At 44.3% G+C, this 21430-nt stretch carries 22 protein-coding genes and 1 pseudogene; 7 read left to right on the top strand and 16 right to left on the bottom strand.

Annotation, left to right across the window (positions count from 1 at the left end):
- Positions 1 to 127: 127 nt before the first annotated feature.
- Positions 128 to 685: a hypothetical protein gene (locus IPL34_RS06705; RefSeq protein WP_296839561.1), complete on the top strand. Its 558-nt coding sequence runs from the start codon at positions 128 to 130 to the stop codon at positions 683 to 685.
- A gap of 47 nt (positions 686 to 732) precedes the next feature.
- Here IPL34_RS06705 and IPL34_RS06700 read toward each other — a convergent pair whose 3' ends face one another.
- Positions 733 to 1422, bottom strand: coding sequence for a pseudouridine synthase (locus IPL34_RS06700; RefSeq protein ID WP_296839557.1), 690 nt, complete (start codon positions 1420 to 1422; stop codon positions 733 to 735).
- A gap of 57 nt (positions 1423 to 1479) precedes the next feature.
- Here IPL34_RS06700 and IPL34_RS06695 point away from each other — a divergent pair, with 57 nt between their 5' ends.
- Positions 1480 to 2739: a PilT/PilU family type 4a pilus ATPase gene (locus IPL34_RS06695; protein WP_296839554.1), complete on the top strand. Its 1260-nt coding sequence runs from the start codon at positions 1480 to 1482 to the stop codon at positions 2737 to 2739.
- Between the two features lie 139 nt (positions 2740 to 2878).
- On the opposite strand, the gene argS is transcribed toward IPL34_RS06695, so the two are convergent.
- Both argS and IPL34_RS06685 read right to left on the bottom strand, forming a co-directional pair.
- The gene (gene argS / locus IPL34_RS06690) at positions 2879 to 4606 is read right to left on the bottom strand and encodes an arginine--tRNA ligase (protein ID WP_296839548.1); all 1728 of its coding nucleotides are present in this window, start codon (positions 4604 to 4606) and stop codon (positions 2879 to 2881) included.
- Between the two features lie 68 nt (positions 4607 to 4674).
- Positions 4675 to 5178, bottom strand: coding sequence for an META domain-containing protein (locus tag IPL34_RS06685; protein ID WP_296839545.1), 504 nt, complete (start codon positions 5176 to 5178; stop codon positions 4675 to 4677).
- A gap of 195 nt (positions 5179 to 5373) precedes the next feature.
- On the opposite strand from IPL34_RS06685, the pseudogene IPL34_RS06680 reads away from it, so the two are divergent.
- A pseudogene (locus IPL34_RS06680) lies at positions 5374 to 6477 on the top strand (transposase).
- A 13-nt stretch (positions 6478 to 6490) separates the two neighbouring features.
- Here the strand turns inward: IPL34_RS06680 and yciA are convergent.
- Genes yciA through IPL34_RS06660 form a run of 4 tightly spaced genes read right to left on the bottom strand, consistent with a single transcriptional unit; the run spans position 6491 to position 9451 of the window.
- Positions 6491 to 6889 carry an acyl-CoA thioester hydrolase YciA gene (gene yciA / locus IPL34_RS06675; RefSeq protein ID WP_366931023.1) on the bottom strand — a complete coding sequence of 133 codons (399 nt, stop codon included), beginning with the start codon at positions 6887 to 6889 and terminating at the stop codon, positions 6491 to 6493.
- Positions 6890 to 6929: 40 nt separating this feature from the next.
- A complete protein-coding gene (locus IPL34_RS06670; protein ID WP_296839542.1) occupies positions 6930 to 7640 on the bottom strand; it encodes a hypothetical protein in 711 nt (236 codons plus the stop codon).
- Positions 7634 to 8227, bottom strand: coding sequence for an RNA polymerase sigma factor (locus IPL34_RS06665; protein ID WP_296839539.1), 594 nt, complete (start codon positions 8225 to 8227; stop codon positions 7634 to 7636). Before IPL34_RS06665 ends, IPL34_RS06670 begins: the two co-directional genes overlap by 7 nt.
- 24 nt (positions 8228 to 8251) lie before the next feature.
- Positions 8252 to 9451 (bottom strand): caspase family protein, encoded by a 1200-nt coding sequence (locus IPL34_RS06660; RefSeq protein WP_296839536.1) that lies wholly within the window; start codon positions 9449 to 9451, stop codon positions 8252 to 8254.
- 355 nt (positions 9452 to 9806) lie between these two features.
- On the opposite strand from IPL34_RS06660, the gene IPL34_RS06655 reads away from it, so the two are divergent.
- The gene (locus IPL34_RS06655) at positions 9807 to 10682 is read left to right on the top strand and encodes a hypothetical protein (RefSeq protein WP_296839533.1); all 876 of its coding nucleotides are present in this window, start codon (positions 9807 to 9809) and stop codon (positions 10680 to 10682) included.
- 89 nt (positions 10683 to 10771) lie between these two features.
- On the opposite strand, the gene IPL34_RS06650 is transcribed toward IPL34_RS06655, so the two are convergent.
- From IPL34_RS06650 to ilvD, 3 genes are all read right to left on the bottom strand, one after another.
- Positions 10772 to 11494 (bottom strand): hypothetical protein, encoded by a 723-nt coding sequence (locus tag IPL34_RS06650; protein ID WP_296839522.1) that lies wholly within the window; start codon positions 11492 to 11494, stop codon positions 10772 to 10774.
- Between the two features lie 312 nt (positions 11495 to 11806).
- A complete protein-coding gene (gene yjgA, locus IPL34_RS06645; RefSeq protein ID WP_296839517.1) occupies positions 11807 to 12304 on the bottom strand; it encodes a ribosome biogenesis factor YjgA in 498 nt (165 codons plus the stop codon).
- Between the two features lie 2 nt (positions 12305 to 12306).
- Complete coding sequence (ilvD, locus tag IPL34_RS06640; RefSeq protein WP_296839514.1) at positions 12307 to 14157, bottom strand: dihydroxy-acid dehydratase; 1851 nt, start codon at positions 14155 to 14157, stop codon at positions 12307 to 12309.
- 228 nt (positions 14158 to 14385) lie between these two features.
- On the opposite strand from ilvD, the gene IPL34_RS06635 reads away from it, so the two are divergent.
- Positions 14386 to 14874 carry an Lrp/AsnC family transcriptional regulator gene (locus IPL34_RS06635; RefSeq protein WP_296839511.1) on the top strand — a complete coding sequence of 163 codons (489 nt, stop codon included), beginning with the start codon at positions 14386 to 14388 and terminating at the stop codon, positions 14872 to 14874.
- A 12-nt stretch (positions 14875 to 14886) separates the two neighbouring features.
- Positions 14887 to 15555, top strand: coding sequence for a class II aldolase/adducin family protein (locus IPL34_RS06630; RefSeq protein ID WP_296839508.1), 669 nt, complete (start codon positions 14887 to 14889; stop codon positions 15553 to 15555).
- On the opposite strand, the gene IPL34_RS06625 is transcribed toward IPL34_RS06630, so the two are convergent.
- The 4 genes from IPL34_RS06625 to IPL34_RS06610 all read right to left on the bottom strand — a co-directional run bounded on the left by IPL34_RS06625 (position 15552) and on the right by IPL34_RS06610 (position 17088).
- Positions 15552 to 15809 (bottom strand): hypothetical protein, encoded by a 258-nt coding sequence (locus tag IPL34_RS06625; protein ID WP_296839499.1) that lies wholly within the window; start codon positions 15807 to 15809, stop codon positions 15552 to 15554. The two genes, IPL34_RS06630 and IPL34_RS06625, sit on opposite strands and share 4 nt — an antisense overlap.
- Before the next feature lie 81 nt (positions 15810 to 15890).
- Positions 15891 to 16106, bottom strand: coding sequence for a DUF2238 domain-containing protein (locus tag IPL34_RS06620; RefSeq protein WP_296839494.1), 216 nt, complete (start codon positions 16104 to 16106; stop codon positions 15891 to 15893).
- Between the two features lie 75 nt (positions 16107 to 16181).
- A complete protein-coding gene (tnpA, locus tag IPL34_RS06615; RefSeq protein ID WP_296839491.1) occupies positions 16182 to 16610 on the bottom strand; it encodes an IS200/IS605 family transposase in 429 nt (142 codons plus the stop codon).
- Between the two features lie 31 nt (positions 16611 to 16641).
- Positions 16642 to 17088 (bottom strand): DUF2238 domain-containing protein, encoded by a 447-nt coding sequence (locus tag IPL34_RS06610; protein ID WP_296839488.1) that lies wholly within the window; start codon positions 17086 to 17088, stop codon positions 16642 to 16644.
- A 323-nt stretch (positions 17089 to 17411) separates the two neighbouring features.
- Between IPL34_RS06610 and IPL34_RS06605 the strand changes: the two genes are divergently transcribed.
- On the top strand, positions 17412 to 18521 hold the full coding sequence (locus IPL34_RS06605) for an AAA family ATPase (RefSeq protein ID WP_296839484.1): 1110 nt from the start codon (positions 17412 to 17414) through the stop codon (positions 18519 to 18521).
- Between the two features lie 13 nt (positions 18522 to 18534).
- On the opposite strand, the gene IPL34_RS06600 is transcribed toward IPL34_RS06605, so the two are convergent.
- Together IPL34_RS06600 and IPL34_RS06595 are read right to left on the bottom strand one after the other, a co-directional pair.
- The gene (locus IPL34_RS06600; RefSeq protein WP_296839481.1) at positions 18535 to 19431 is read right to left on the bottom strand and encodes a hydroxymethylglutaryl-CoA lyase; all 897 of its coding nucleotides are present in this window, start codon (positions 19429 to 19431) and stop codon (positions 18535 to 18537) included.
- A gap of 3 nt (positions 19432 to 19434) precedes the next feature.
- Positions 19435 to 21426 carry an acetyl/propionyl/methylcrotonyl-CoA carboxylase subunit alpha gene (locus IPL34_RS06595; RefSeq protein WP_296839478.1) on the bottom strand — a complete coding sequence of 664 codons (1992 nt, stop codon included), beginning with the start codon at positions 21424 to 21426 and terminating at the stop codon, positions 19435 to 19437.
- Between the last annotated feature and the right edge of the window lie 4 nt (positions 21427 to 21430).

The raw sequence follows: 21430 nt of genomic DNA, 5'->3' as shown, positions 1-21430 counted from the left end.
GTGAATGCAAAAGTACCCGCCTACTAATCAATTACAATACAACTCATCATACTCCTATCAGGCAATTTTATTACTCAGCGTTCTAGCAGCGATCTAATCATCGACTAAATAAACAAGGAGTAACCCTATGTCTCAAATTGCTTCAACAACGAGTGTAGCCCCCGTTACCACTGCAACGGCTCGCACTACCAGTGCCACTCCTATATCGAGTGAATTTATCCAACGCCTCGCCGATTTATTACTGCAAATTCTGCCCCAACTACGTGACCGCGTAGCTGAAAATCAAGTGAGTCAAATTAATAGTGCGGACACGGCTACCAGCACCACTACATCCAGTACTGCTTCAGCGCCTGTAGCACTGGCTGCATCAGATACCCCGTCTGAAGCATTACCTGTATCAACCGCTTCTGCGACCCCTAGCAATACCACTGATACCGCTTTACCCACTCCAGCAGCGGTACTAGCTGATGCGAATAGTGTCGCAGCGCCACCCGTACCTGTTAGTCGTCCGGTGGCTGATGCAGCCGCACCTTTGGTAGATGGTGAAGCGCGTGCAAGTACGGCCGCAACTACTGAGCTAGTCAATCCGACTATCCGCCAGCAGACCACTAGCGCAGACCAAGAAGCTGCTATTGCACAAAGCTCCGCTAATCCATTGGAAACCCTAGTAGCTAGAGCAGACTAAAAGATTAAAAACCAATCACAATCTAACAATAAAAACGGAGCGTGCCGCTAAAATAAGGCACGCTCCTCATAACTAAGTTCACGCCACTCTCCCAGCGCTAAATCCTTATCCAAACTCAACTCACCAATCTGCTCGCGATGTAAAGCCACCACTTTGCTACCTACAGCGGCTATCATACGTTTCACTTGATGATACATGCCTTCGTAAATCGTGAGGCGTAATTGCAAATCTGACACTAATGCGACCTGAGCTGGGCTGGTGGGACGCTTTTCACCTTCTAAGTGTATGCCTTGCTCTAATTGTTTTAGGGCTGAATGCGTTAGTGCGTCCGCGAGGGTGACCAGATAGGTTTTACCTATTTGCTTGCGTGGTGCAGCGATACGGTGTGACCAATCGCCGTCACTGGTTAATAACAACAACCCCGTCGTATCTTTATCCAAGCGTCCGACCACATGCAGACTATGTTTATGAGGATGTTGGATCAAATCTAATACCGTAGGTTGATGCGCATCTGAAGTAGCACTGACTACTCCTTGCGGTTTGTTCAGCATTAAATAAAGTGGTTGCGGTAAAGTAAGCAGCGTGTGTTCATATTGAATAGGCAAATGTGGCTCGATGTGCTGGCTAGGATTTTTTAATACTTGATCGTGCAAAGTTATAGCCCCCGCCTTAATCAGTCGTTGGGCCTGAGAACGTGATAAGCCAGTCGCTTGACTAACAAATTGATCTAAACGCATAACCACACTCAACCTATCAAGAATGCGCCACCATAATAAAAAGTTAGGATTAGAACAATGCTCATCTCAGACTACTTACGTATTTTAGCCACCCATGAGGGGTCAGATTTATATTTAACGGTAGGCGCACCGCCCGCAGCTAAATTTCAAGGCGCATTGAAATTAATTGCTAAGAACACGCTCACCCCTGAAGACCTCAAAAATATGGCTTATGACGTTATGAATGAGGAGCAACGTAGCCAATTTGAGCATAAGCCTGAGATGAATCTAGCCCTACATGAAGAAGGCGTGGGGCGTTTTCGGGTGAATATCTTTAAGCAACGCCATCATATTGCTATGGTAATTCGCTATATTCGCTCCGATATTCCTTCTATGGGTACTTTAGGGCTACCACCTATTTTAAAAGAGATTATTGGCGAAAAACGCGGTTTGATTTTATTTGTGGGGGGCACGGGTTCAGGTAAATCAACCTCGCTAGCGGCTCTCATTGATCATCGCAATCAAACCACTAGCGGACACATTATTACCATTGAAGACCCGATTGAGTTTGTACATAGTCATAAACGTTGCATTGTCAACCAACGTGAGGTCGGTGTGGATACCGATAGCTATGAAGATGCACTGAAAAATACGCTACGCCAAGCACCCGATGTGATTTTGATTGGTGAGATTCGGAGTCGTGAAACTATGGAGCACGCGCTCGCCTTTGCCGAAACGGGGCATTTATGCGTTTCGACCTTACACGCCAATAATTCCAATCAAGCCCTAGATCGCATTATTAACTTCTTCCCTGAAGAGCGCCGCCAGCAGCTATTGATGGATTTATCGCTCAATATTAAAGCCTTTGTTTCTCAGCGTCTTATTCCCGCCGCCAATGGCAAACGGGTAGCAGCAGTAGAAATTTTATTAGGTACGCCTATTGTTAAAGATTTAATTTTAAAAGGTGACATTCATTCCATTAAGGAGCAAATGGAGAAGTCCGAAGAGCTAGGGATGCAAACTTTTGACTCGCATTTGTTTAAACTCTATAGCGCAGGAACCATTACACTCGAAGAAGCGATACGCAATGCCGACTCACCTAATAACCTAAAAGTCAAAATCAATCTAGCGAATAGCGGTGCCAATGCTAAGCAAGAAATTATTATTCCTACTGAACAGCCCAAAGAAGCAGAAGCGAAAAAGCATAAACCCATGATCGAGGATGGAATACTGAATCCTCTCAACCATCCTCTCTTTGAAAATATTACCCTAGAGCCGATGGACGATGATGAGGACGAATTGGAGTTACTCGCTCTCACCCCATCCAAACGCTCTTAAAGGATAAGTTCCTAGCTAAAAGTCATCGTGTGTTTCTGGAGCAGTCTTGGCGGCAAGGATGCCGCCTTGAAGCGTACAGGAACGTATTTACAGCATCTGCGGAGGAAATACACGATGACTTTTATTCGAGTACTTAGAGTTACATACGCTCTAATACTTGAATACCTAATAGGCTTAAGCCCACACGAATTGTGTCCGATCCTAATTGTGTCCAGAGCAAGCGGCTTTGGCGCACAGCGGGATCGACACCCTCTTTTAAAATCGGGCAAGCTTCATAGAAACTCATAATATTACCTGCGAACTCATATAAGTATTGACACAGATAATTAGGCAAACCTTCACGCGCTACACTGTCTAATACATCGCTAAACTGCAAAATACGCACCGCTAAGGCACGCTCGGCTGGCTCGGTAATCAGCAAGGTAGCATGGGGATCAATAGCATCCGCCTTACGTAAAATACTCCGACTGCGTGCATAGGAGTATTGCAAGTAGGGTGCAGTATTACCCTGCAAACTCAACATAGTGTTCCAATCAAACACATAATCCGATAAGCGATTCTTAGCTAAATCAGCATACTTAACTGCACCAATACCGACCGCACGAGCGACTTGTTGCTGCTCGTCTAAGCTTAAATCAGTACTTTTCTCTTGCACGATAACTAGAGCACGTTCTTGTGCTTCATCAAGCAAATCGGCTAGCTTTACCGTATCCCCTGAACGGGTTTTAAACGGTTTGCCATCACTCCCTAACATAGTCCCAAACGGCATATGCTCTAAGGAGGTTTCAGACCGCACAAACCCTGCTAGCCTTGCTAACGCAAAGATTTGTTGGAAATGTAAGGATTGGCGTGCATCGACTAGATATAACACACGATCCGCTTGTAATACTTTGGAGCGGTATTCAATAGCGGCTAAATCGGTAGTGGCGTATAAATAGCCTCCATCAGCTTTTTGCACAATAATCGGTAGTGGCTCACCTTCTTTGTTTTTGAATCCGTCCAGAAAGACCGTTTGAGCACCTGCACTTTGTACTAATAAGCCTTGTTGGGCTAAATGCTCAATGACTTTAGGCAGTTCAGGATTATAAGCACTTTCAGCCATGACATGCTCACGTTTTAGCCCTACGCCTAAGCGCTCATACAGCACCTCACTATGATGCAAGGACAGCTCAATAAATTGTCGCCACAGGGCTAAGCACTCTTCATCCCCTGATTGCAAACGCACTACATAGTTACGCGCTAACTCATTAAACGCTGGCTCAGTATCAAAACGCACTTTGGCGGCACGATAAAACCCCTCTAAATCAGCCAGCTCCATCGATAATTCTGCCCCAGCATTTTGCAACTCTTTGAGGTGTGCAATCAGCATCCCGAACTGTGTACCCCAATCACCGACATGGTTTTGGCGTATCACTTCGTGCCCTAAATGCTCTAAAACCCGTGCAAGCGCATCACCAATAATGGTCGAGCGTAAATGACCGACATGCATTTCCTTAGCCAAATTAGGGCTAGAATAATCAACGACAATTTTTTGCTTAGGTAAACTGTCAGTCACACTGGATGCGGTCAATAACTGCTGGGCTTGGCTAACTAAATAATCATTTTTAAGATGAATATTAATAAAACCGGGGCCTGCCACTTCCACCTTATCAGCATAGTGACTCAAATCTACGGTTTCGATTAAGCGACTGGCTAACTCTCGCGGATTCATTTTTAATTGTTTGGCCGCTGCCATTACCCCATTGGCTTGAAAATCACCAAACTCAGGGCGAGTGGAAGTTTTCACTAATGCGCTAACGGTAGTGGGTGCACCTAATTGATGTAGACCTTGAGTAAGTTGTTCATCCAGTAACTGACGAATATTCATGGTAAGCGGTTCTTGCCAACTAAAAGGCAAGATTGTAAGCGTGATCTTGTGCTAAATCCAAGTGTTGCTTATTTACTTAAGGCGGCGGTGACAAAGGATAGCGTTTTCTGATCTCCCATAAGTTTGAGGCGCTTTTGGGTCACTTCATAAAAAGCCATAGCAGTGAGGTATTCAGTCATTTCAGTATCTGCTTGCATACGCTCCGCTTCACATGCCATTTCGGTACTCATTAAGTCATAGACTTTAAAGCTTCCCTCCTGTCCTAGTACTACCTTACCGCCAATATTATTGCAGCCTCCTGTAACACTGACCCGATCTTTGGCTATGGTCATACGCATATGATTAGCGGGAATGCCTGCTTTAAGCCGTGCGGAGGGTAAGGCACTGCCTTCTTGTACCGTGACTAATTTCCAAGGTGCTTTAGTTAAGGCTAATAAAGCTGCCTCACCCATTAAATTAGCACCTGTAGTAGAAGGCGTACTAGGGACAGAGCCACAAGCCGTTAAACAGCCTACGGATAGACTCACCAGGCTGATATGCTTGAGCATGGAGAAGATAGATGGGCTACTCACTTTGGACGACCTTATGTAGCAAAAAAATTTAATGTAGCCGTCCCTTTATCCGACTGCAAGCCCCCATACAAGGATTACCGGAACAGCCGTAAAGCCCCTTCCTTCAGGTGGGGGATATAAGGCTATCGGCGACAGCCGATGAAAGGCAGAGTCATGAGCAAGACACTGTGTTGTTTTGATAGTATAATCAATCATATGAAGCCCATCACTCACCTCAAAACTCTCAAAGTACGCATCAAGGATAAGCATGCGCCTATTCTGGACTGTATGGCATTTGAGGTGAACCAAGTCTGGAATGCAGCGAATGAAATCACCGCCCTTTATTCCTACGTCCCAATTCCTGAAGTGGGCTGGATACGCAACACCTTTTCTGCCTTTGACCTGCAAAAGCAGTTGAAAGGCATTAAAGCGGAACGTGGGTTCATGATTCACTCGACCACCACGCAAGAAGTTATCGCAGCTCACCATAAAGCCCGTCGTCAATTCAAAACGGATAAATTGCGTTGGAGAATCTCTAGTGGTTCTAAACGTTCATTAGGCTGGATACCCTTTAAAGCGGGCGCAACAAAATGGAAAGGGGGGCAAGTCTATTTTGCAGGGCGCTACTTCAAGGTGTGGGACAGCTATGGATTGTCTCAATACGAGTTTCGCTCCGGTAGTTTTTCTCAAGATGCGCGAGGTCGTTGGTATTTCAATATCGTGGTAGAAATCCCAATCCTCTGCATGGATACCACCGCTAAAGGGCAAGTGGGTATTGACCTAGGTCTGAAAGATACCGCTACCTGTAGCAATGGCTTAAAACTGGAATCTAAACAGTTCTATCGTGCGTTAGAGTCTAAGTTAGGCATAGCCCAACGTGCTAAGCAAAAGAAGCGGGTTAAGGCGATTCATGCCACCATTAAGAATCGTCGCTTAGATACGATCCACAAATTTACTACCTAGGTCGTTAACGACAACGGCTTAATTATCATTGGCAATGTGAGCAGTTCCGCCCTAGCCAAAACCAAGATGGCTAAATCGGTGTTGGATGCAGGGTGGCATATGCTCAAAACACAACTGAAATACAAAGCGAGTGCGCGGTCAGGGGTGTTTATCGAAGTCAATGAATCGTACACTACCCAAGCTTGTTCGTGTTGTGGCTGCATTAGCTCCAACAGTCCGAAAGGTAGAGCAGGCTTGCGAATCAGAGAATGGTCATGCCCTGAGTGTGGGGTAACGCATGATAGAGATGTCAATGCGGCTAAGAACCTTCTCGCGCTCGGACATGAGCGTCTGGCAGCAGGAATCCTTGTCCTTTAGGGCGAGGAGGATGTCAATGTGAAAGCTGCAAGGGGCGCTTCTTTCCCTCTAGATCAATCGCTACATAAGTGAAATCAGCCTCTGTGACTCGAAACGGCTGGCGCGATTCAACAGGACGCCAAAGAGGTATCACCCATGCTTCAAGGTGCAAGGTAATCGAGGTCGTACCCATGCGTTTAACGTTACCATAACAACACACGACATCACCCACCTTGACAGGCTTAATAAACTTCATAGCATCCACAGCAATAGTCGCCACGCGCCCATGAGCAATATCCTTAGCTAAAATGCCCCCTGCCAAATCCATTTGCGATAAAATCCAACCACCAAAAATATCCCCATTGGGATTAGTATCAGCAGGCATAGCGACAGTACGTAGCAATAAAGCACTGTTGTCGGGTAACTCAGTCATTGCACTCATCATCAAAGCCATAGCAGTAAAAACGTTGATTCTAGGGGGATGAGGCTTTCAGATGCAATCGAATCGTAGTGTTGGGTTCGCTTAGCCAAGCATCTAATTGATAATGCTTTAAAACTTGACGAGTGGTTTGGGTAATAGGTGCATCGGGTGAGCGGATAACGATTATTGTACCTTGCTGACCTAACTCTTGCAGTACACTCACTGTAAAATGAGTCGCGGTTAAGTCACGTATTAAAGCTGTCGACATCGCCTCAACATTGGTTACTTCTAAGACTTGTAGTGGCGCTGTATTAAGCTCGGATTGCATAGTCTTAGTACCTACACTGGCACTGCGAGTGAGTTCAACCTGAGCTAGCTCAGACTCTAAGCTGGGTTGATAATGCAAAATCAAACTGGTTCCCAAACCAGCAATGAGGATCATGGCACTACTCGCTAGCCACATCGGTTGAGTGACCCACTGTTCAAAGCCCAGCCGCTCCCACCAAGTTTGCGGTGGTTCTGGTTTGGAAGCTGCTAGGGGAGAAGGTGCAGCATTATTAATGCCTAAGCGTTGATATACTTGTTGCACTAGAGGCTCGACACTCGCATCGGATAGCGACTGGGACTGCTCACAGCTAGCCATCCATTGCAAATACTGCTGTAAAGCCTGTTGTTCTGTAGCTGATAGCGTATGCTCTGAATATTGCTCTAACCATGCCTTAAAGGATAAACGCTCAGTATCCTGAGAATGTGGCTCTAACATAACTCCTCCCGCAATTGCTGCATCAGCTTACGCAATTCAGATAAGCGATTAGTGACCGCTGCACGAGTACGCCCTACTTGTGCCGCTAATTCAGCATAATCTAATTCTAGAGCTACCCCTTGTAATAAGCGCATATCGCTCTCACCTGCCTTACCGCGTCGAATATGGTCTAATACTGCTTCTAAACAATGCTCAATACTCAGTAATACTTCAGGGCTTAAGGCCTGATCATCACTTAGCTCAAAAAGCATTTCATCATTATCGGTTTCGACGGCTTGGCTAGTCGATTTGTAAGGCTCAAAATGATTTTTTTTACGCTGACGCAGGCAATCAATGCTCGCGTTATACACAATAGCGCGAATCCATGCAGGACAATGACCACGCAAAGTATGACCGGATTGATACAGCTTAATCAGTACTTCTTGACTGACTTCTTCAACCTCTGACTCGGTAAGGCGTGTACTTTCATAATGAAACTGTTTGACTAAGGTTTTGACTAATTTAGCTAATTGCAAAGTGCTCTGGTGATCATGAGCCAGAAATCCCTGTAATAACACACGGCAGTCCGCATCGGACGGTTTAAGCATAATAAAGCTCCCAAGAGTAAGAGTTTATTTGCGGACTAAATAAACCCCTAATTGCGGATGACTATAACAGGGGGCATTATCACCTAATCGACCACACTTTTCCAAACGCTCTTTTTCATCCTCCACTTGATACAAGGCTGCGATATAAGCGGACTCTTCTAAACTAGGTAATGCATAATAATAACCATCGGCTTGAGTTAAGGTATACCATTTCGCATAAGCCTCACTATCATTTTTACTGAGACACTGAGCCTTATCTGTACCCAAAGTATTCCAGCGCTGATTAGTATCTAACACAAAATTTTTATCTTGATAATCCCAACACCCGCCTAGCTCATCCGAACTAAAGGTTTTTGGTTTATTAGCTAGCATTTGTTTTAGATCAGACTGTGTAATAGCCTCGGTACTTAATACCAACGGTGTGTTAATACAAGTACCTTTAATACATCCTTGGGGTAAAACCCTAAACGGTTTGCTGGTTACTTTTTTGCAACCTGCTAAGCACACTGACCGACCTAGAGTATTATTTACCTCAACTAACTGTTTTCCTTTGGTTTTTGCTTTAATCAAAGCAACCGTATCATTAGCTAAGTTTGCTATATCCGTCTGAGGAAATTGTTTCAGTAAAGCAGCTATTTCCTCCGCGAAAGGATTATCATCTTTGACTTTACTACCCTTAGCTGTTGCATAAACAATTAAATTACCTGTTTTTTTCAAGCTCACACCGAAATAGGAGGGTGATACATAATTATAATAATTTAATGGATTATCCCGACAAGCATCGAGCCATATGACTCTTTGCGCTGAAGGATTTGCCTCAGCTATTTTTTCTAGCCAAGTATCTAATAACAAGCTACTGGTGGGTGTATTACCATCATAATTAGGACTATTAGTAGCTAGTAAATACACGGCATTATTATGCTGCAACCCATGCCCTGCAAAATAAATATAAACTTCATCAGCGGTTTTAGCCTCCCGCACTAATTCCTTAAACCAATAATTGAGATGATCAATATCTAAATTAACCATGTGCTCGGCATTAATCACCCGAATCCCACCTGCTACTAATGCATCGTACATCAATTTAGCATCGATACTGGCTTTAGGAAGAGAGGTATGAAATTGATATTGTTGAATACCCAATACTAAAGCAATGCGCTCACCTGCCATCGTCTGTAGGGGTAACCATAGGAGTAACACCAAGCATAAGCGCAAAAACCACACACCAAGTACCTCTCTGAAATAAGTCACTGGCAGCTAAAGCTAAAAACCACGTTAAGATTTTAGCAAATATAAAGGCTTAAATACGATAGCAAATTCTTTACAGCCATTAAGTGATAGTAAATAGCTTAGAAGCTATCCATTAAGCAGATATATCTTTTATTTGCTACCACCTATCTGCTAAACATTCTAATAACCGTTCTCATTTCCATACCATAGCATCCAGTAACAACAAGAAACTTAGCGCTAAAATAAGTCCTATATAACATAGGTTTAGCTAAAAGTTTAACTATAACTGTGCTTTACCCCCTAACCATCAGGGATTGATAGTTAGTTAATTACAAGAGGTATTTTTAATATGGTACTCAGTCTTCTCACCAATATGCTTGGTGGTGGTAACTCATCCTCCAGCACTTCGTCTCATGCGGGCCACACATCAGGTACTAGCAGCACCAGTGCTATGTCTGCCTTCCCACAGTACTCTTTTGGTTCTTATGGCATGATGCCTGCTACTATGCCTATGCTTGGTGGGTTAGGTGGCAGCATGAATAATCTTGCAGGTAGCTATGTCTCTGGTATAGGAATGCCCTCCTATACAGGTTTTTACTCCCCCGCATCCATGGGTATGGGCATGGGTACTAATATGATGGGTATGAATGGTATGTTGGGTGGTTATATGCCGACTTCTACTATGTACATGCCTACTATGGGAATGCCCAGCATGACCGGTATGGCAGGAATGTCTGGTATGGGTACTTACTCTATGCCAACTACCACTACTACCAGCAGCAGCTCATCTGGTGGTGGCGGTGGTGGCGGCGGTCTTTTAGGTCAAATACTAGGCATACCATTAGGTTTATTCTCTTATGCCGTTGGGCACGATGGGGCATTAAAAGCAGCTCAAAACGGCGACATTATGGGTTGGCTGGTGAATACTCAAGATCACACGAGCCATAGTCATGCATTAGGTGGCGCTGATGATCAAGGCTCAACCGCTCCTTTAGCCTTTTTAGGAACTATTGGTCAAGAAGTAGGCTATCTCTTAGGTCTGGATCAATTATTTGGTAGTGCCGTGGAATATGATCGTGCTAATGGCACTAACTATTCAGGCTCTGGCGGTGATCCAACTCACTTACTACCTATTTGGGGGGGTGAAGGCTTATACAGTAGCTCAAACTCTGGCTCTTCAGGTGGAATCGGTGGCTTACTAGGTGGTCTATTAAACATCATCTAACTGCCTGACGGCATAAATAAAATGGGGTCTACGCGCCAACGTAAACCCCATAATTACCTAGATGATAGACTTTTTAAGTACGCGCTAAATTAAAGCAAACCACCGAGTAGACCGCCGAGTAGACCGCCTGAGGAGCCAGAACCACTAGAAGCGTTGCCGCGCACCCCTAATGGATCAGATACATCAGGTACACCGTCAGGATGCTTACTAACATCATAACCAGTGAGCATGGAAATAGGATCCCAAAGTAAAGGATGAATAATAGGATCATCAATTAATGGACCAAAAATACCGCCTAGACCCGTGGCAGCAATGAGGTTCTCAGCTAAACCATGCAGACCCTGAGCAGCACTACCTACAACAGTGCCTAACACAGGTCCTAACAAGCCGCCGCTACTAGCTGTACTACTAGACTCAGTAGATCCAGAACCACTACCGGCTGTATTTAGGAAACTGGTGTAATCAATGGTCGGCATAGAAAAGCCCCCCATATACATAGGGCTATAACCACCCATCATGGAGTAAGAAGGCATAGGCTGGAACCCATAGTAGCCACCAAAGCTAGGGGTCATACCAAAAGAGCTGCCACCAAAACTAAGAGGCATGCCAAAAGAACTAGACCCCATAGTGCTACCCACTAAGCCTGTTGCAATATTGCCCATTGGAAAACTTAATCCACCTAAGAGGCCAGAACCGCTCATATAGGGATTAAAAGAACCGTAGCCATAGGTTGAGCTAGGTAAACTGGTTGTGGTTGAGGTCGTACTAGCAGTATTACTGCCGCCTAAGAGACCACTTAAATTGAAAGTCATATTATTCGCTCCTAATAGTAGTAAGTTTGCTTTCACCAATCCCTGTGTGCTACCACATTCTTAGTTAAATAATTGGTTGATTGTTGGGGCACTTACTGATGGTTTATGTATTGCTTGCGCAAATTTGCTGATCCTTAGACATTAGCGTTTGCTAATGTACTTGATCAATGCGTTGATACTAAGATAAGTACAGGAATAGATACGATCACCTAAATGACGAACCTAACATTCATTAGGATAAGTGGATGACAGCGGGAGTTTTAGACTCAAAGTGACCCTATTGCTAACACACTAGGGTCTAAGGGCATTTAATCAAAGGATAAGTTCGCGTAATACGGCGAACAGCTCTCGACTACTTTTAGGCGGCTTGTTAGTGGATAATTCTTTTTGAGCATTGCGAATGAGCGAACGTATGCGCTGAGTATCCACCTCCGGATAAGCGTCAATCAACTCACCCAATACGTTTTCATCGGCAATTAAACGATCACGCCAACGCTCAATCAGATGTAACTTAGCCACCTGATGACGCGCATTTCCCTCTAACTCTTGTAAGCGAGCGACAATCGCATCGGGGTCTTCATCCTCGCGCATCAAGCGCCCAATATATTGACGCTGACGCCGAATAGCACCATTCGCGGTCAAACGTTTGGCTTCAATAACGGCATCATAGATCTCTTCAGGTAGCTCTAATTGTTTGAGCTGAGGCTCGCTCAATTTAATTAAGCGCTCCCCTGCTTGCTGCCACGCCTCGACTTCGTTTTTGCGCTTTTGCCGACTAAACTCATCCGGCAACTCATCGATTTCATTCACGTTTAGCGCTCCAATTGCGACACATCACGTACCGCACCATTTGAAGCAGAGGTCGTCATGGCAGCATACGCTTTTAAAGCTGCACTCACATAACGCTCACGATTAATAGGCTTCCATGCCTGATTGCCTTTAGCATTCATCTGCTCACGACGTTGGGCAAGTTCAACAGCATCAATGCGTAAATTGAGAGTACGGTTAGGAATATCAATATCAATCATATCCCCTTCCTGCACTAAACCAATTGCGCCCCCTTCAGCGGCTTCAGGAGAAACATGACCAATAGACAAACCGGATGTGCCACCAGAGAAGCGACCATCGGTAATCAACGCACATACTTTACCTAAACCCTTTGATTTTAAATAAGAAGTAGGATAAAGCATTTCTTGCATACCCGGACCACCACGCGGACCTTCATAACGAATGAGTACCACATCACCCGCTTTAATTTGATCACCCAAAATAGCCTCTACTGCGGCGTCTTGTGATTCAAAAATACGCGCTGGCCCTGAGAAGGTTAAAATACTCGCATCGACCCCAGCGGTTTTAACCACACAACCTTCCTCAGCAATATTGCCAAACAGTACCGCCAAACCACCGTCTTGAGAGTACGCATGTTCTTTACTGCGAATACAGCCATTAGCACGATCATTATCGAGGCTATCCCAACGTTTATTTTGGGAGAAGGCGACTTGAGTCGGTACATTACCGGGGGCGGCTTTATAGAAAGTTTGTACGGCATCACTGGGGTTACGCATAATATCCCATTGATCTAAGGCTGCACCTAAAGTAGCACTGTGGACTGTTTTGCAATCACGATGAATCAAGCCCGCCCGATCCAATTCACCTAATAAACCCATAATGCCACCAGCACGATGCACATCTTCCATGTGATAGAGCTGAGTCGCGGGTGCAACTTTACTAAGGTTAGGTACTTTGCGGCTTAGGCGGTCAATATCCGCTACCGTGAAATTCACCTGACCTTCACGAGCAGCCGCTAATAAATGCAGTACCGTATTAGTCGAACCACCCATAGCTATATCTAAACTCATAGCATTTTCAAAGGCTTTAAAGGTCGCAATATTACGGGGCAATACGGACTCATCATCCTGTTCGTAGTAGCGTTTGCATAGTTCCACCGCTATACGACCCGCACGCTTGAATAGCTCCTCACGATCCGCATGAGTGGCTAGTAATGAACCATTACCGGGGAGACTCAAACCTAAGGCTTCGGTCAAGCAATTCATTGAATTAGCGGTAAACATCCCAGAGCAAGAGCCACAAGTAGGGCAAGCGGAACGCTCCATTTTGGCAACATTTTCATCGGTTTCTTTAGGATTAGCCGCTGAAACCATCGCATCGATCAGGTCTAATTTTACGGTTTTACCGGAAATGAGCGCCTTACCGGACTCCATCGGACCGCCTGATACGAACACGACTGGAATATTAAGACGCATCGCAGCATTGAGCATGCCCGGAGTAATTTTGTCGCAGTTAGAAATGCACACAATGGCATCGGCGCAATGGGCATTCACCATATACTCGACCGCATCCGAAATCACTTCACGCGAGGGCAAGGAATACAACATACCGCTGTGTCCCATGGCGATACCGTCATCAATCGCAATGGTGTTAAATTCTTTTGCAACCCCACCATGAGCTTCGATTTCACGCGCTACTAATTGACCTAAATCCTTTAAATGCACATGACCGGGGACAAATTGGGTAAAGGAGTTGGCAATGGCAATAATAGGTTTACTAAAATCCTCATCTTTCATGCCAGTGGCACGCCATAGCGCACGAGCGCCAGCCATGTTGCGACCACCTGTTGAGGTACGGGAACGGTAAACGGGCATGGAAAACTCCTAAAACCAATCAGTATAAAATGTGATAAAAATGATTATTCTAACGCTGGATGAGTAGTACGTCACATACCTTTATAGTCAAAGTGTTAATTAAATAGCTACAGAACGACTAAAAAGCGTATACTTTTTAAGGATCTACTTCATTTTAAGTACTTACTCCACAGTAACCTATTGCTAGACTGCTGAAAACCTCTACTCCACAGTGACTTATTATCAAAAATGACTAATAAAGTAATTTTTATTGATAGAAAAGACCAACAATTATTAAATCTGTTGCAACGCCAAGGGCGTATGACGATTGCTGAACTCGCAGAACAAGTCCATCTTTCCGACACTCCGTGTCTAAGACGCATCAAAAAACTAGAACAATCCGGCGTGATTAAAGGGTATAGTGCCTTGCTTGACCCTAAAAGCATTGGTCTACAGGTACAAGCTTTGGCTTTTGTAGAGCTAGTGGACAATACTTGTAACAGTGCAGAAATTTTTGAGCAGGCAGTGACCGAATTAGAAGAGGTCATTGAATGTGCTGTGGTCACAGGGGGCTATGATTATATGCTGAAAATCGTAGCCAAAGATTTAGAAGACTATGGTTTATTTATTAAAAACAAAATTGGGGCAATTAAAGTAGTAGCCAAAACAGAATCCACTTTAGCGATTAAGCAAGTATTTTCACGTACTTATTTGCCTGTTTATGAATCCGAATTTTAAGTGAGCTGAGTTATGAATAATATTGAGTTTCGACTGCGCCAACAGTTAATTCAATATGCTATTTTAATCAATGATAGTGGTATTAATCAGGGTACTTCTGGCAATTTATCCGTGCGTTTCGGTTCGGGTATGCTCATTACCCCCTCAGGTATACCCTATACCGACCTCATTCCAGACTCGATAACTTATATGGAGTTAGACAATCCTAAGGGTATTTGGCAAGGTACATTTAAACCCTCTACTGAATGGCGCTTTCACCGCGATTTATTAAACTCGCGTCCGGATATTAATGCCATTATTCACACTCACTCACCTTATGCAACGTCCATAGCGATTACACGCCGCCCTATTCCGGCGATTCATTATATGATTGCTGCTTTTGGCGGGCATGATATTCGCTGTGCTGATTATGCGACTTTTGGTACGGAAGCTTTATCTGAGCATGTGCTAACTGCTATGCAAGATCGTTTAGGCTGTTTAATGGCTAACCACGGTATGTTAGTGGGAGGTAATGACTTAACTAAAGCATTATGGCTAGCAGTGGAATTAGAAAACCTTGCACGGCAGTATTATCACAGCTTACAAATCGGTAATCCGCATATTTTAAGTGAGGCTGAAATCAATGAGGCTTTAGCTAAATTTAAAAACTATGGTTTACAAGGCACTGATTTTCAAAGCTAATGTATTTCGCCTTTAGCACGTTGCTCTCGTAGATGCTCATCATTCATACGCATTAATTGCAGGGTTAAATATAATTTTGCAGGTAAGGATAAAAACAGTCCACCTGCAATTAATCCTGCAATCAGCATAATACCTTGGACACCTTGTTTAATATGAATATCGGTGAAAAGTATTAAACTAATACCCACTACAATCATAATTAAACCAATACCAATCAGGCTATACATAATCCGAATCAAGGTTTTACCTGCCATAAACCACCTCATGTAGCACATTATTATGGTTTAATTATGGCAAATGACGCATGAATTGCATTGCGTATCATCAAACAGTGCTTAATGATTCATAAGACGTTGTATTTGCTGATCATGCACTTTGCTCAAGGTCACCAAAGCTAGCATAGCTCCTATCCAAGCCAATGCCATATCAGACTGAGTATCCCATACATAGCCCTGAGTACCTAAAAAGGCTTCCGCCGAATCACCAGTGGCTATGGCTACCCACCACTCAACTAGCTCATAAAATGCACTGAATGCCAAACAAAAACACACACTTAACAACCATCAGCTAAAGCTGAAGGGTTCGCTAAAAGGACTAAAGTCCGGATACGGGTCGAATAGACCCGTCTAGCCTTCTGTCTTAAAGTTATCCTCTAACCTCGGTTCAAAGTGATGCTCTAAATACGCCTTAATCATCTCAGCACTCAATTCCCCTGAAGTCGCACAAAAATAACCCCGCGCCCAAAAATGCTGTCCCCAATACCGCTTTCTTAAATCCGGGTAGCTTTCAAAGATTTTTGCCGCACTTCGACCCTTAATTCGGCGCATGATCTCGCTCGGTGCTAGCTCCGGTGGCACCGATAACAACAAATGCACATGATCCTTGCTCACCACCCCCTTCACTATTTCTATCTCAAAGGCTTGACAGGTTTGACGGATCAACTCCCGTATCTTTAACCCCACATCCCCTTTCAGTACCGGATAGCGGTATTTCGTCACAAATACAAAGTGATACTCAATCCGGTAGACGGTGTGGCTTCCATACCGATACTCCATCTCTCACGACCTCATGCCAACCTTCATCCAGCTAGTATCGCAGATAAATCTGACCGTCTAAAGACGGTGGTTTTAACCTTGAAGACGGACTAATAAAAAAGTTCATCCAGCCGCGACCGTTGACAATCTGCTTACGTAGCATCAGCTCACGCGCAATCATAGCGGGCACAAAACCCTGCACAAAATGCCCCACCTTATCGTAATTATTACGCTCAAAGCCAAACCACTCTTTGAAATCATTAAACAAAGGCACTTCCGCATAAGTGTAATGTCCACCCACCATGAGAATCAGGCAGTGGATTAAAATCAGGGTATAAAGCAACGGGGTCAAAGGAAAGGATTTACAAGTAATAACAAGGACTCCAACACCCAGCAGGGCAGGAAACACCTCTAAAAACCAAGTGAAATAGTCATGTGGCTGATACGCTGACCAAGCTAAAACAATGCTAAAAATACCTACCCAGACGACTTGCCACATACTCAATTAACCTTACAAGAACTACCAGTCACAGCCTAACATAATGAGTCAAACTCAAGCTAAAAGCTAATTTTAGCTGGCATAGTTGGTTGGTGTTACACACCTCTTAAATAACTGATATGACTAAAAACCTCGACATCATCAGTGCTCAGAGGCTTGATCGCCCTATCCTCCATGTTTTGATCAAAGGTATAAACACTCATTAAAAGGTAAAGATACACCTCAACAACTATATTCCTCTTGTCCATTTTGGCTTTGACTTTGGGTAGGTTAATTTAGATTATATATAAACCACGTATATAAAAATAAGGAACCTCCGCATTATGACCATACCTAATACATGGGATTCGCTTGGTTTTGAGCAACATATTCAGGCTATTTTTCGCAGTAGTGGATATGAGGTGATTGCCAATGAACGCCAAAATGAGCAAGGCTTTGATTTTATTACACAGAAAAATGGCAAGTCTTTTCCAGTACAAGTCAAAGCATGGAAGAAAAAAGTAGCTGCTAATACGGTAGGACGCTTTTTAGAATTCTGTGATGAGAAGAATTTTGAGCGTGGTATTATTGTATCTCTCAATGGTTTTACAGAATCCTCTCACGCCTTAGCCTTAAGTGACGGCAGGAAAAAGCTCGTTTTAGGTGAATATGATCCTGAAAAAAATGCCATAAAATTCAAGGCTGATGCTAGTGCTACCTTACCTGAAGCCGCTCCTACTCAAGAACCCGTAAAAATGGCTATTTTTACTGCCAAGGGTGGAGTGGGTAAGACAACCGTCAGTGCGCATCTAGCAGGTGCTTTGGCGCTTAGTGGGAAAAATGTTGCCTTACTCGATATTGACCCAGAATGTAATTTGCATCTTTTAACTAATGCTAATAACTTGACTATTCCTAATCAAAAAACAGGAAAAAATCACGACCTTAAGGTATTTAAAGCACAAGAATGGGTAAAACAGCATAATAATCAGTATGATGTAGTTATCGCTGATTGCTCACCTGCTTTTACTCTCAACCCTGAAAAGATTATGCGTGAAACAGATATTTTTATCTGTCCGGTAGTATTATCTCCTCTTTCTATTGGTCATAATGCAGAAGTATTAAATCGCAGCTACCAGCAAATTCGAGCCTTCAATAAAAACGCTAAAATCTTTGTTTTAATTAATAACTTTAAAACCGAGCTATCTTCTGTAACGATTAGATTGATGGCTGTGATTAGGACTTTATTAACCAAGATTATTAATGATCCTAATTTCCAACTAATTCCCACAGAAACCGTAGCTATTAGAGAAAGCAATTTATTGAAAAACTTTGGTGAAAGCTCAAAACTAGAGTTTTTAAATGTAGCGGGCAGATGTTATCCGCGCCAAGATTTTCTCGCATTAGCGGATTATCTATTGGAAAACGAGCATTTAAATACTAATCACGCTGCTTGAAAATAACCGCTCTTTAGCGTGCTAGTGCTCTTGCTACTTTCGAGGCAGGTTTACGATCTAAAAAGTCGGAAATAAATGTTCCTGCCTCTAGTACTTTGTCTAGGCTCACCCCCGTCTCAATGCCCATACCATTAAGCATATAAATTACATCCTCAGTGGCGACATTGCCACTCGCACCCTTTGCATACGGACAACCACCTAAACCTGACACCGAGCTATCAATCACCGATACTCCTAACTGCATGACCGCAAAAATATTCGCCAAACCCTGTCCATAGGTATCATGGAAATGCGCGGCGAGCTTTTCAATCGGGACATATTGCGCCACCGCTTCGACCATGCGTTGTGCTTTTAGAGGCGTACCTACCCCAATCGTGTCACCCAGTGAAATTTCATAACAGCCCATTTGATAAAGCGTCTTGGCTACCTCGACCACTTTTACAATTGATACTTCACCCTCATACGGGCAACCGAGTACGCATGAAACATAACCACGTACCTTAATATCGTGTGCCTTGGCTTGCTCCATCACGACCTGAAAACGCTCTAAACTTTCGGCAATACTGCAATTAATATTTTTCTGTGCGAACGCTTCTGAAGCTGCGGCGAATATAGCAATTTCCTTCACACTTGCTGCAATTGCGCCCTCCATACCTTTGGCATTAGGGACTAACATGGGGTAGTTCACGCCTTCGCGTTTGCTTATTCCGGTGTAAACCTCAGCACTACCTGCCATTTGCGGAACCCATTTTGGGGAAACAAAACTGCCTACTTCCACGACAGATAAACCCGCATCCACCAGCTTTTCGACTAGAGCCATTTTGACTTCAATAGGGACAGGCATAGGCTCATTTTGTAAGCCATCACGCGGCCCTACTTCAACGATTTTGACGTGCTTAGGTAAAATCATATGCTACTCCAAACTCAATAGGGTATCGCTGTCTTTGACCTGATCGCCGACTTGGAAATAGATTTCCTGAACTGTGCCATCTTTAGGTGCTGCAATCGTATGCTCCATCTTCATCGCTACCATAATCATGAGCGCATCGCCTGCTTTCACTTGATCACCGACTTTCACCATGACATCTAACACTGTCCCCGCCATCGGTGCGGTTAAACCACCACCGTGTACACCCTGATCATCTATTTCATGCACTGGATCATGTAAGTTTAAGTGCCAAACTTTGCCATTCCAAAAGACTAGCCACGTACTGCCCGCTTGAATGACTTTGATACGGAAGGTTTTTTGCCCTAATACGATTTGCCACTCATCGCCCTGAATAAGCTTACCATTTAACTGCTTTTCACCCGTAGCAAGCTTTAAGTAGTAAGCGTCATTGCGTTGCATACCTTGAATTGGATAAAGCACCTCACCTAGTTGAAACTCAAAGGTCTCAATACTAGCTTGATTCATACGCCATGCATCCGCTAGCGCCCAAGGCGAATAAGGATCTAAGGTTTGGCTTTGTGCCTTGGATGCGAGTGCTTGAGTATGATCTAACTCACACCATACGGCGGCGGCAAATACTTCATCAGGTGGGGTACTCGGCTCTGGGAATAGTTCAGCCATATGCTGTTCAATAAATCCAGTGTGCACATCGCCCGCCGCAAAATCTTTACTACGCGCTAAATGACCCAAAAACTCTAAATTAGTATGTAAACCGCCAATGTAATAATTGCTCAATGCTGCTTGTAAACGTTGCAGCGCTTGAGTACGGTCTTGCCCCCACACAATCAGTTTAGCGATCATGGGGTCATAAAACATACTCACCTCATCGCCCTGCCGAATACCCGTATCAATACGCACATAATCATTGGTTTGCGGTGCAATCAGTACTTGAACCGAGCCTGTGGACGGTAAAAAATCACGCTCTGGTGTTTCCGCATACACCCGCGCTTCAAAGGCATGACCATTGATCTTTAATTGCCCTTGGCTCAAAGGTAAGGGTTCACCATTCGCCACCCGCAATTGCCACTCCACCAAATCCTGCCCTGAAATCATTTCAGTCACCGGATGCTCGACCTGTAGGCGCGTATTCATTTCCATAAAGAAGAATTCGCCACTTTGATCCAGCAAAAATTCGACCGTCCCTGCTCCCACATAGCCAATTGCTTTTGCAGCATTAATGGCGGCTTGTCCCATCGCATGACGCAATTCAGGGGTCATGTGTGGTGCGGGAGCTTCTTCAATTACCTTTTGATGACGACGTTGTACCGAGCAATCGCGCTCAAACACATGCACCACATTGCCCAATGTATCAGCAAACACTTGCAATTCGACATGACGCGGCTTTTGCAAATAACGTTCAATCAACACAGCATCATTACCAAACGAGGAAATGGCTTCACGCTTAGCCGAGGCTAACGCTGCATCAAATTCGTCAAACGACTTAACGACACGCATACCCTTACCACCACCGCCTGCACTGGCTTTGATAAGTTGCGGGTAGCCGATTTTTTGTGATTGTTCACGTAGCAAATCAATGGACTGGTCAGCACCGTGATAACCGGGGACTAGCGGAACCTTAGCCTCGGTCATTAAGCGCTTGGACTCACTTTTTAAGCCCATGGCAATAATGGCTTGCGTGGGTGGACCAATGAATACCACTCCAGCCGCTTTACACGCCTCAGCAAAGCCTGCATTTTCGGATAAGAATCCATACCCCGGATGTATCGCTTGTGCTCCGGTAAGTTGGGCAATTGTTAAAATCTTTTCACCACGCAAATAACTCTCAGACGCTGGCGCTTCGCCTATCCAATAGGCTTCGTCACAGGCTTTGACGTGTTCGGCTTTCGCGTCAGCAGTAGAGTAAACTGCAACGGTTTTGATACCTAAACGCCGTGCAGTACGTGCCACACGACAAGCAATTTCGCCACGATTAGCAATTAGGATTTTGGTGAACATGCTT

The sequence above is a fragment of the Thiofilum sp. genome, from assembly GCF_016711335.1.
Lineage (GTDB): Bacteria > Pseudomonadota > Gammaproteobacteria > Thiotrichales > Thiotrichaceae > Thiofilum.
Note: the sequence above shows the minus strand (reverse complement) of the source record. Positions and strands in the feature narration are given on the sequence as shown.

Bases quoted from the DNA above. Each gene is read 5' to 3' on its own strand.
- IPL34_RS06705 (WP_296839561.1), top strand. From the start codon at position 128: ATGTCTCAAATTGCTTCAACAACGAGTGTAGCCCCCGTTACCACTGCA.
- IPL34_RS06700 (WP_296839557.1), bottom strand. From the start codon at position 1,422: ATGCGTTTAGATCAATTTGTTAGTCAAGCGACTGGCTTATCACGTTCT.
- IPL34_RS06695 (WP_296839554.1), top strand. From the start codon at position 1,480: ATGCTCATCTCAGACTACTTACGTATTTTAGCCACCCATGAGGGGTCA.
- argS (WP_296839548.1), bottom strand. From the start codon at position 4,606: ATGAATATTCGTCAGTTACTGGATGAACAACTTACTCAAGGTCTACAT.
- yciA (WP_366931023.1), bottom strand. From the start codon at position 6,889: ATGACTGAGTTACCCGACAACAGTGCTTTATTGCTACGTACTGTCGCT.
- IPL34_RS06670 (WP_296839542.1), bottom strand. From the start codon at position 7,640: ATGTTAGAGCCACATTCTCAGGATACTGAGCGTTTATCCTTTAAGGCA.
- IPL34_RS06665 (WP_296839539.1), bottom strand. From the start codon at position 8,227: ATGCTTAAACCGTCCGATGCGGACTGCCGTGTGTTATTACAGGGATTT.
- IPL34_RS06655 (WP_296839533.1), top strand. From the start codon at position 9,807: ATGGTACTCAGTCTTCTCACCAATATGCTTGGTGGTGGTAACTCATCC.
- IPL34_RS06650 (WP_296839522.1), bottom strand. From the start codon at position 11,494: ATGACTTTCAATTTAAGTGGTCTCTTAGGCGGCAGTAATACTGCTAGT.
- ilvD (WP_296839514.1), bottom strand. From the start codon at position 14,157: ATGCCCGTTTACCGTTCCCGTACCTCAACAGGTGGTCGCAACATGGCT.
- IPL34_RS06635 (WP_296839511.1), top strand. From the start codon at position 14,386: ATGACTAATAAAGTAATTTTTATTGATAGAAAAGACCAACAATTATTA.
- IPL34_RS06630 (WP_296839508.1), top strand. From the start codon at position 14,887: ATGAATAATATTGAGTTTCGACTGCGCCAACAGTTAATTCAATATGCT.
- IPL34_RS06625 (WP_296839499.1), bottom strand. From the start codon at position 15,809: ATGGCAGGTAAAACCTTGATTCGGATTATGTATAGCCTGATTGGTATT.
- tnpA (WP_296839491.1), bottom strand. From the start codon at position 16,610: ATGGAGTATCGGTATGGAAGCCACACCGTCTACCGGATTGAGTATCAC.
- IPL34_RS06610 (WP_296839488.1), bottom strand. From the start codon at position 17,088: ATGTGGCAAGTCGTCTGGGTAGGTATTTTTAGCATTGTTTTAGCTTGG.
- IPL34_RS06605 (WP_296839484.1), top strand. From the start codon at position 17,412: ATGACCATACCTAATACATGGGATTCGCTTGGTTTTGAGCAACATATT.
- IPL34_RS06600 (WP_296839481.1), bottom strand. From the start codon at position 19,431: ATGATTTTACCTAAGCACGTCAAAATCGTTGAAGTAGGGCCGCGTGAT.
- IPL34_RS06595 (WP_296839478.1), bottom strand. From the start codon at position 21,426: ATGTTCACCAAAATCCTAATTGCTAATCGTGGCGAAATTGCTTGTCGT.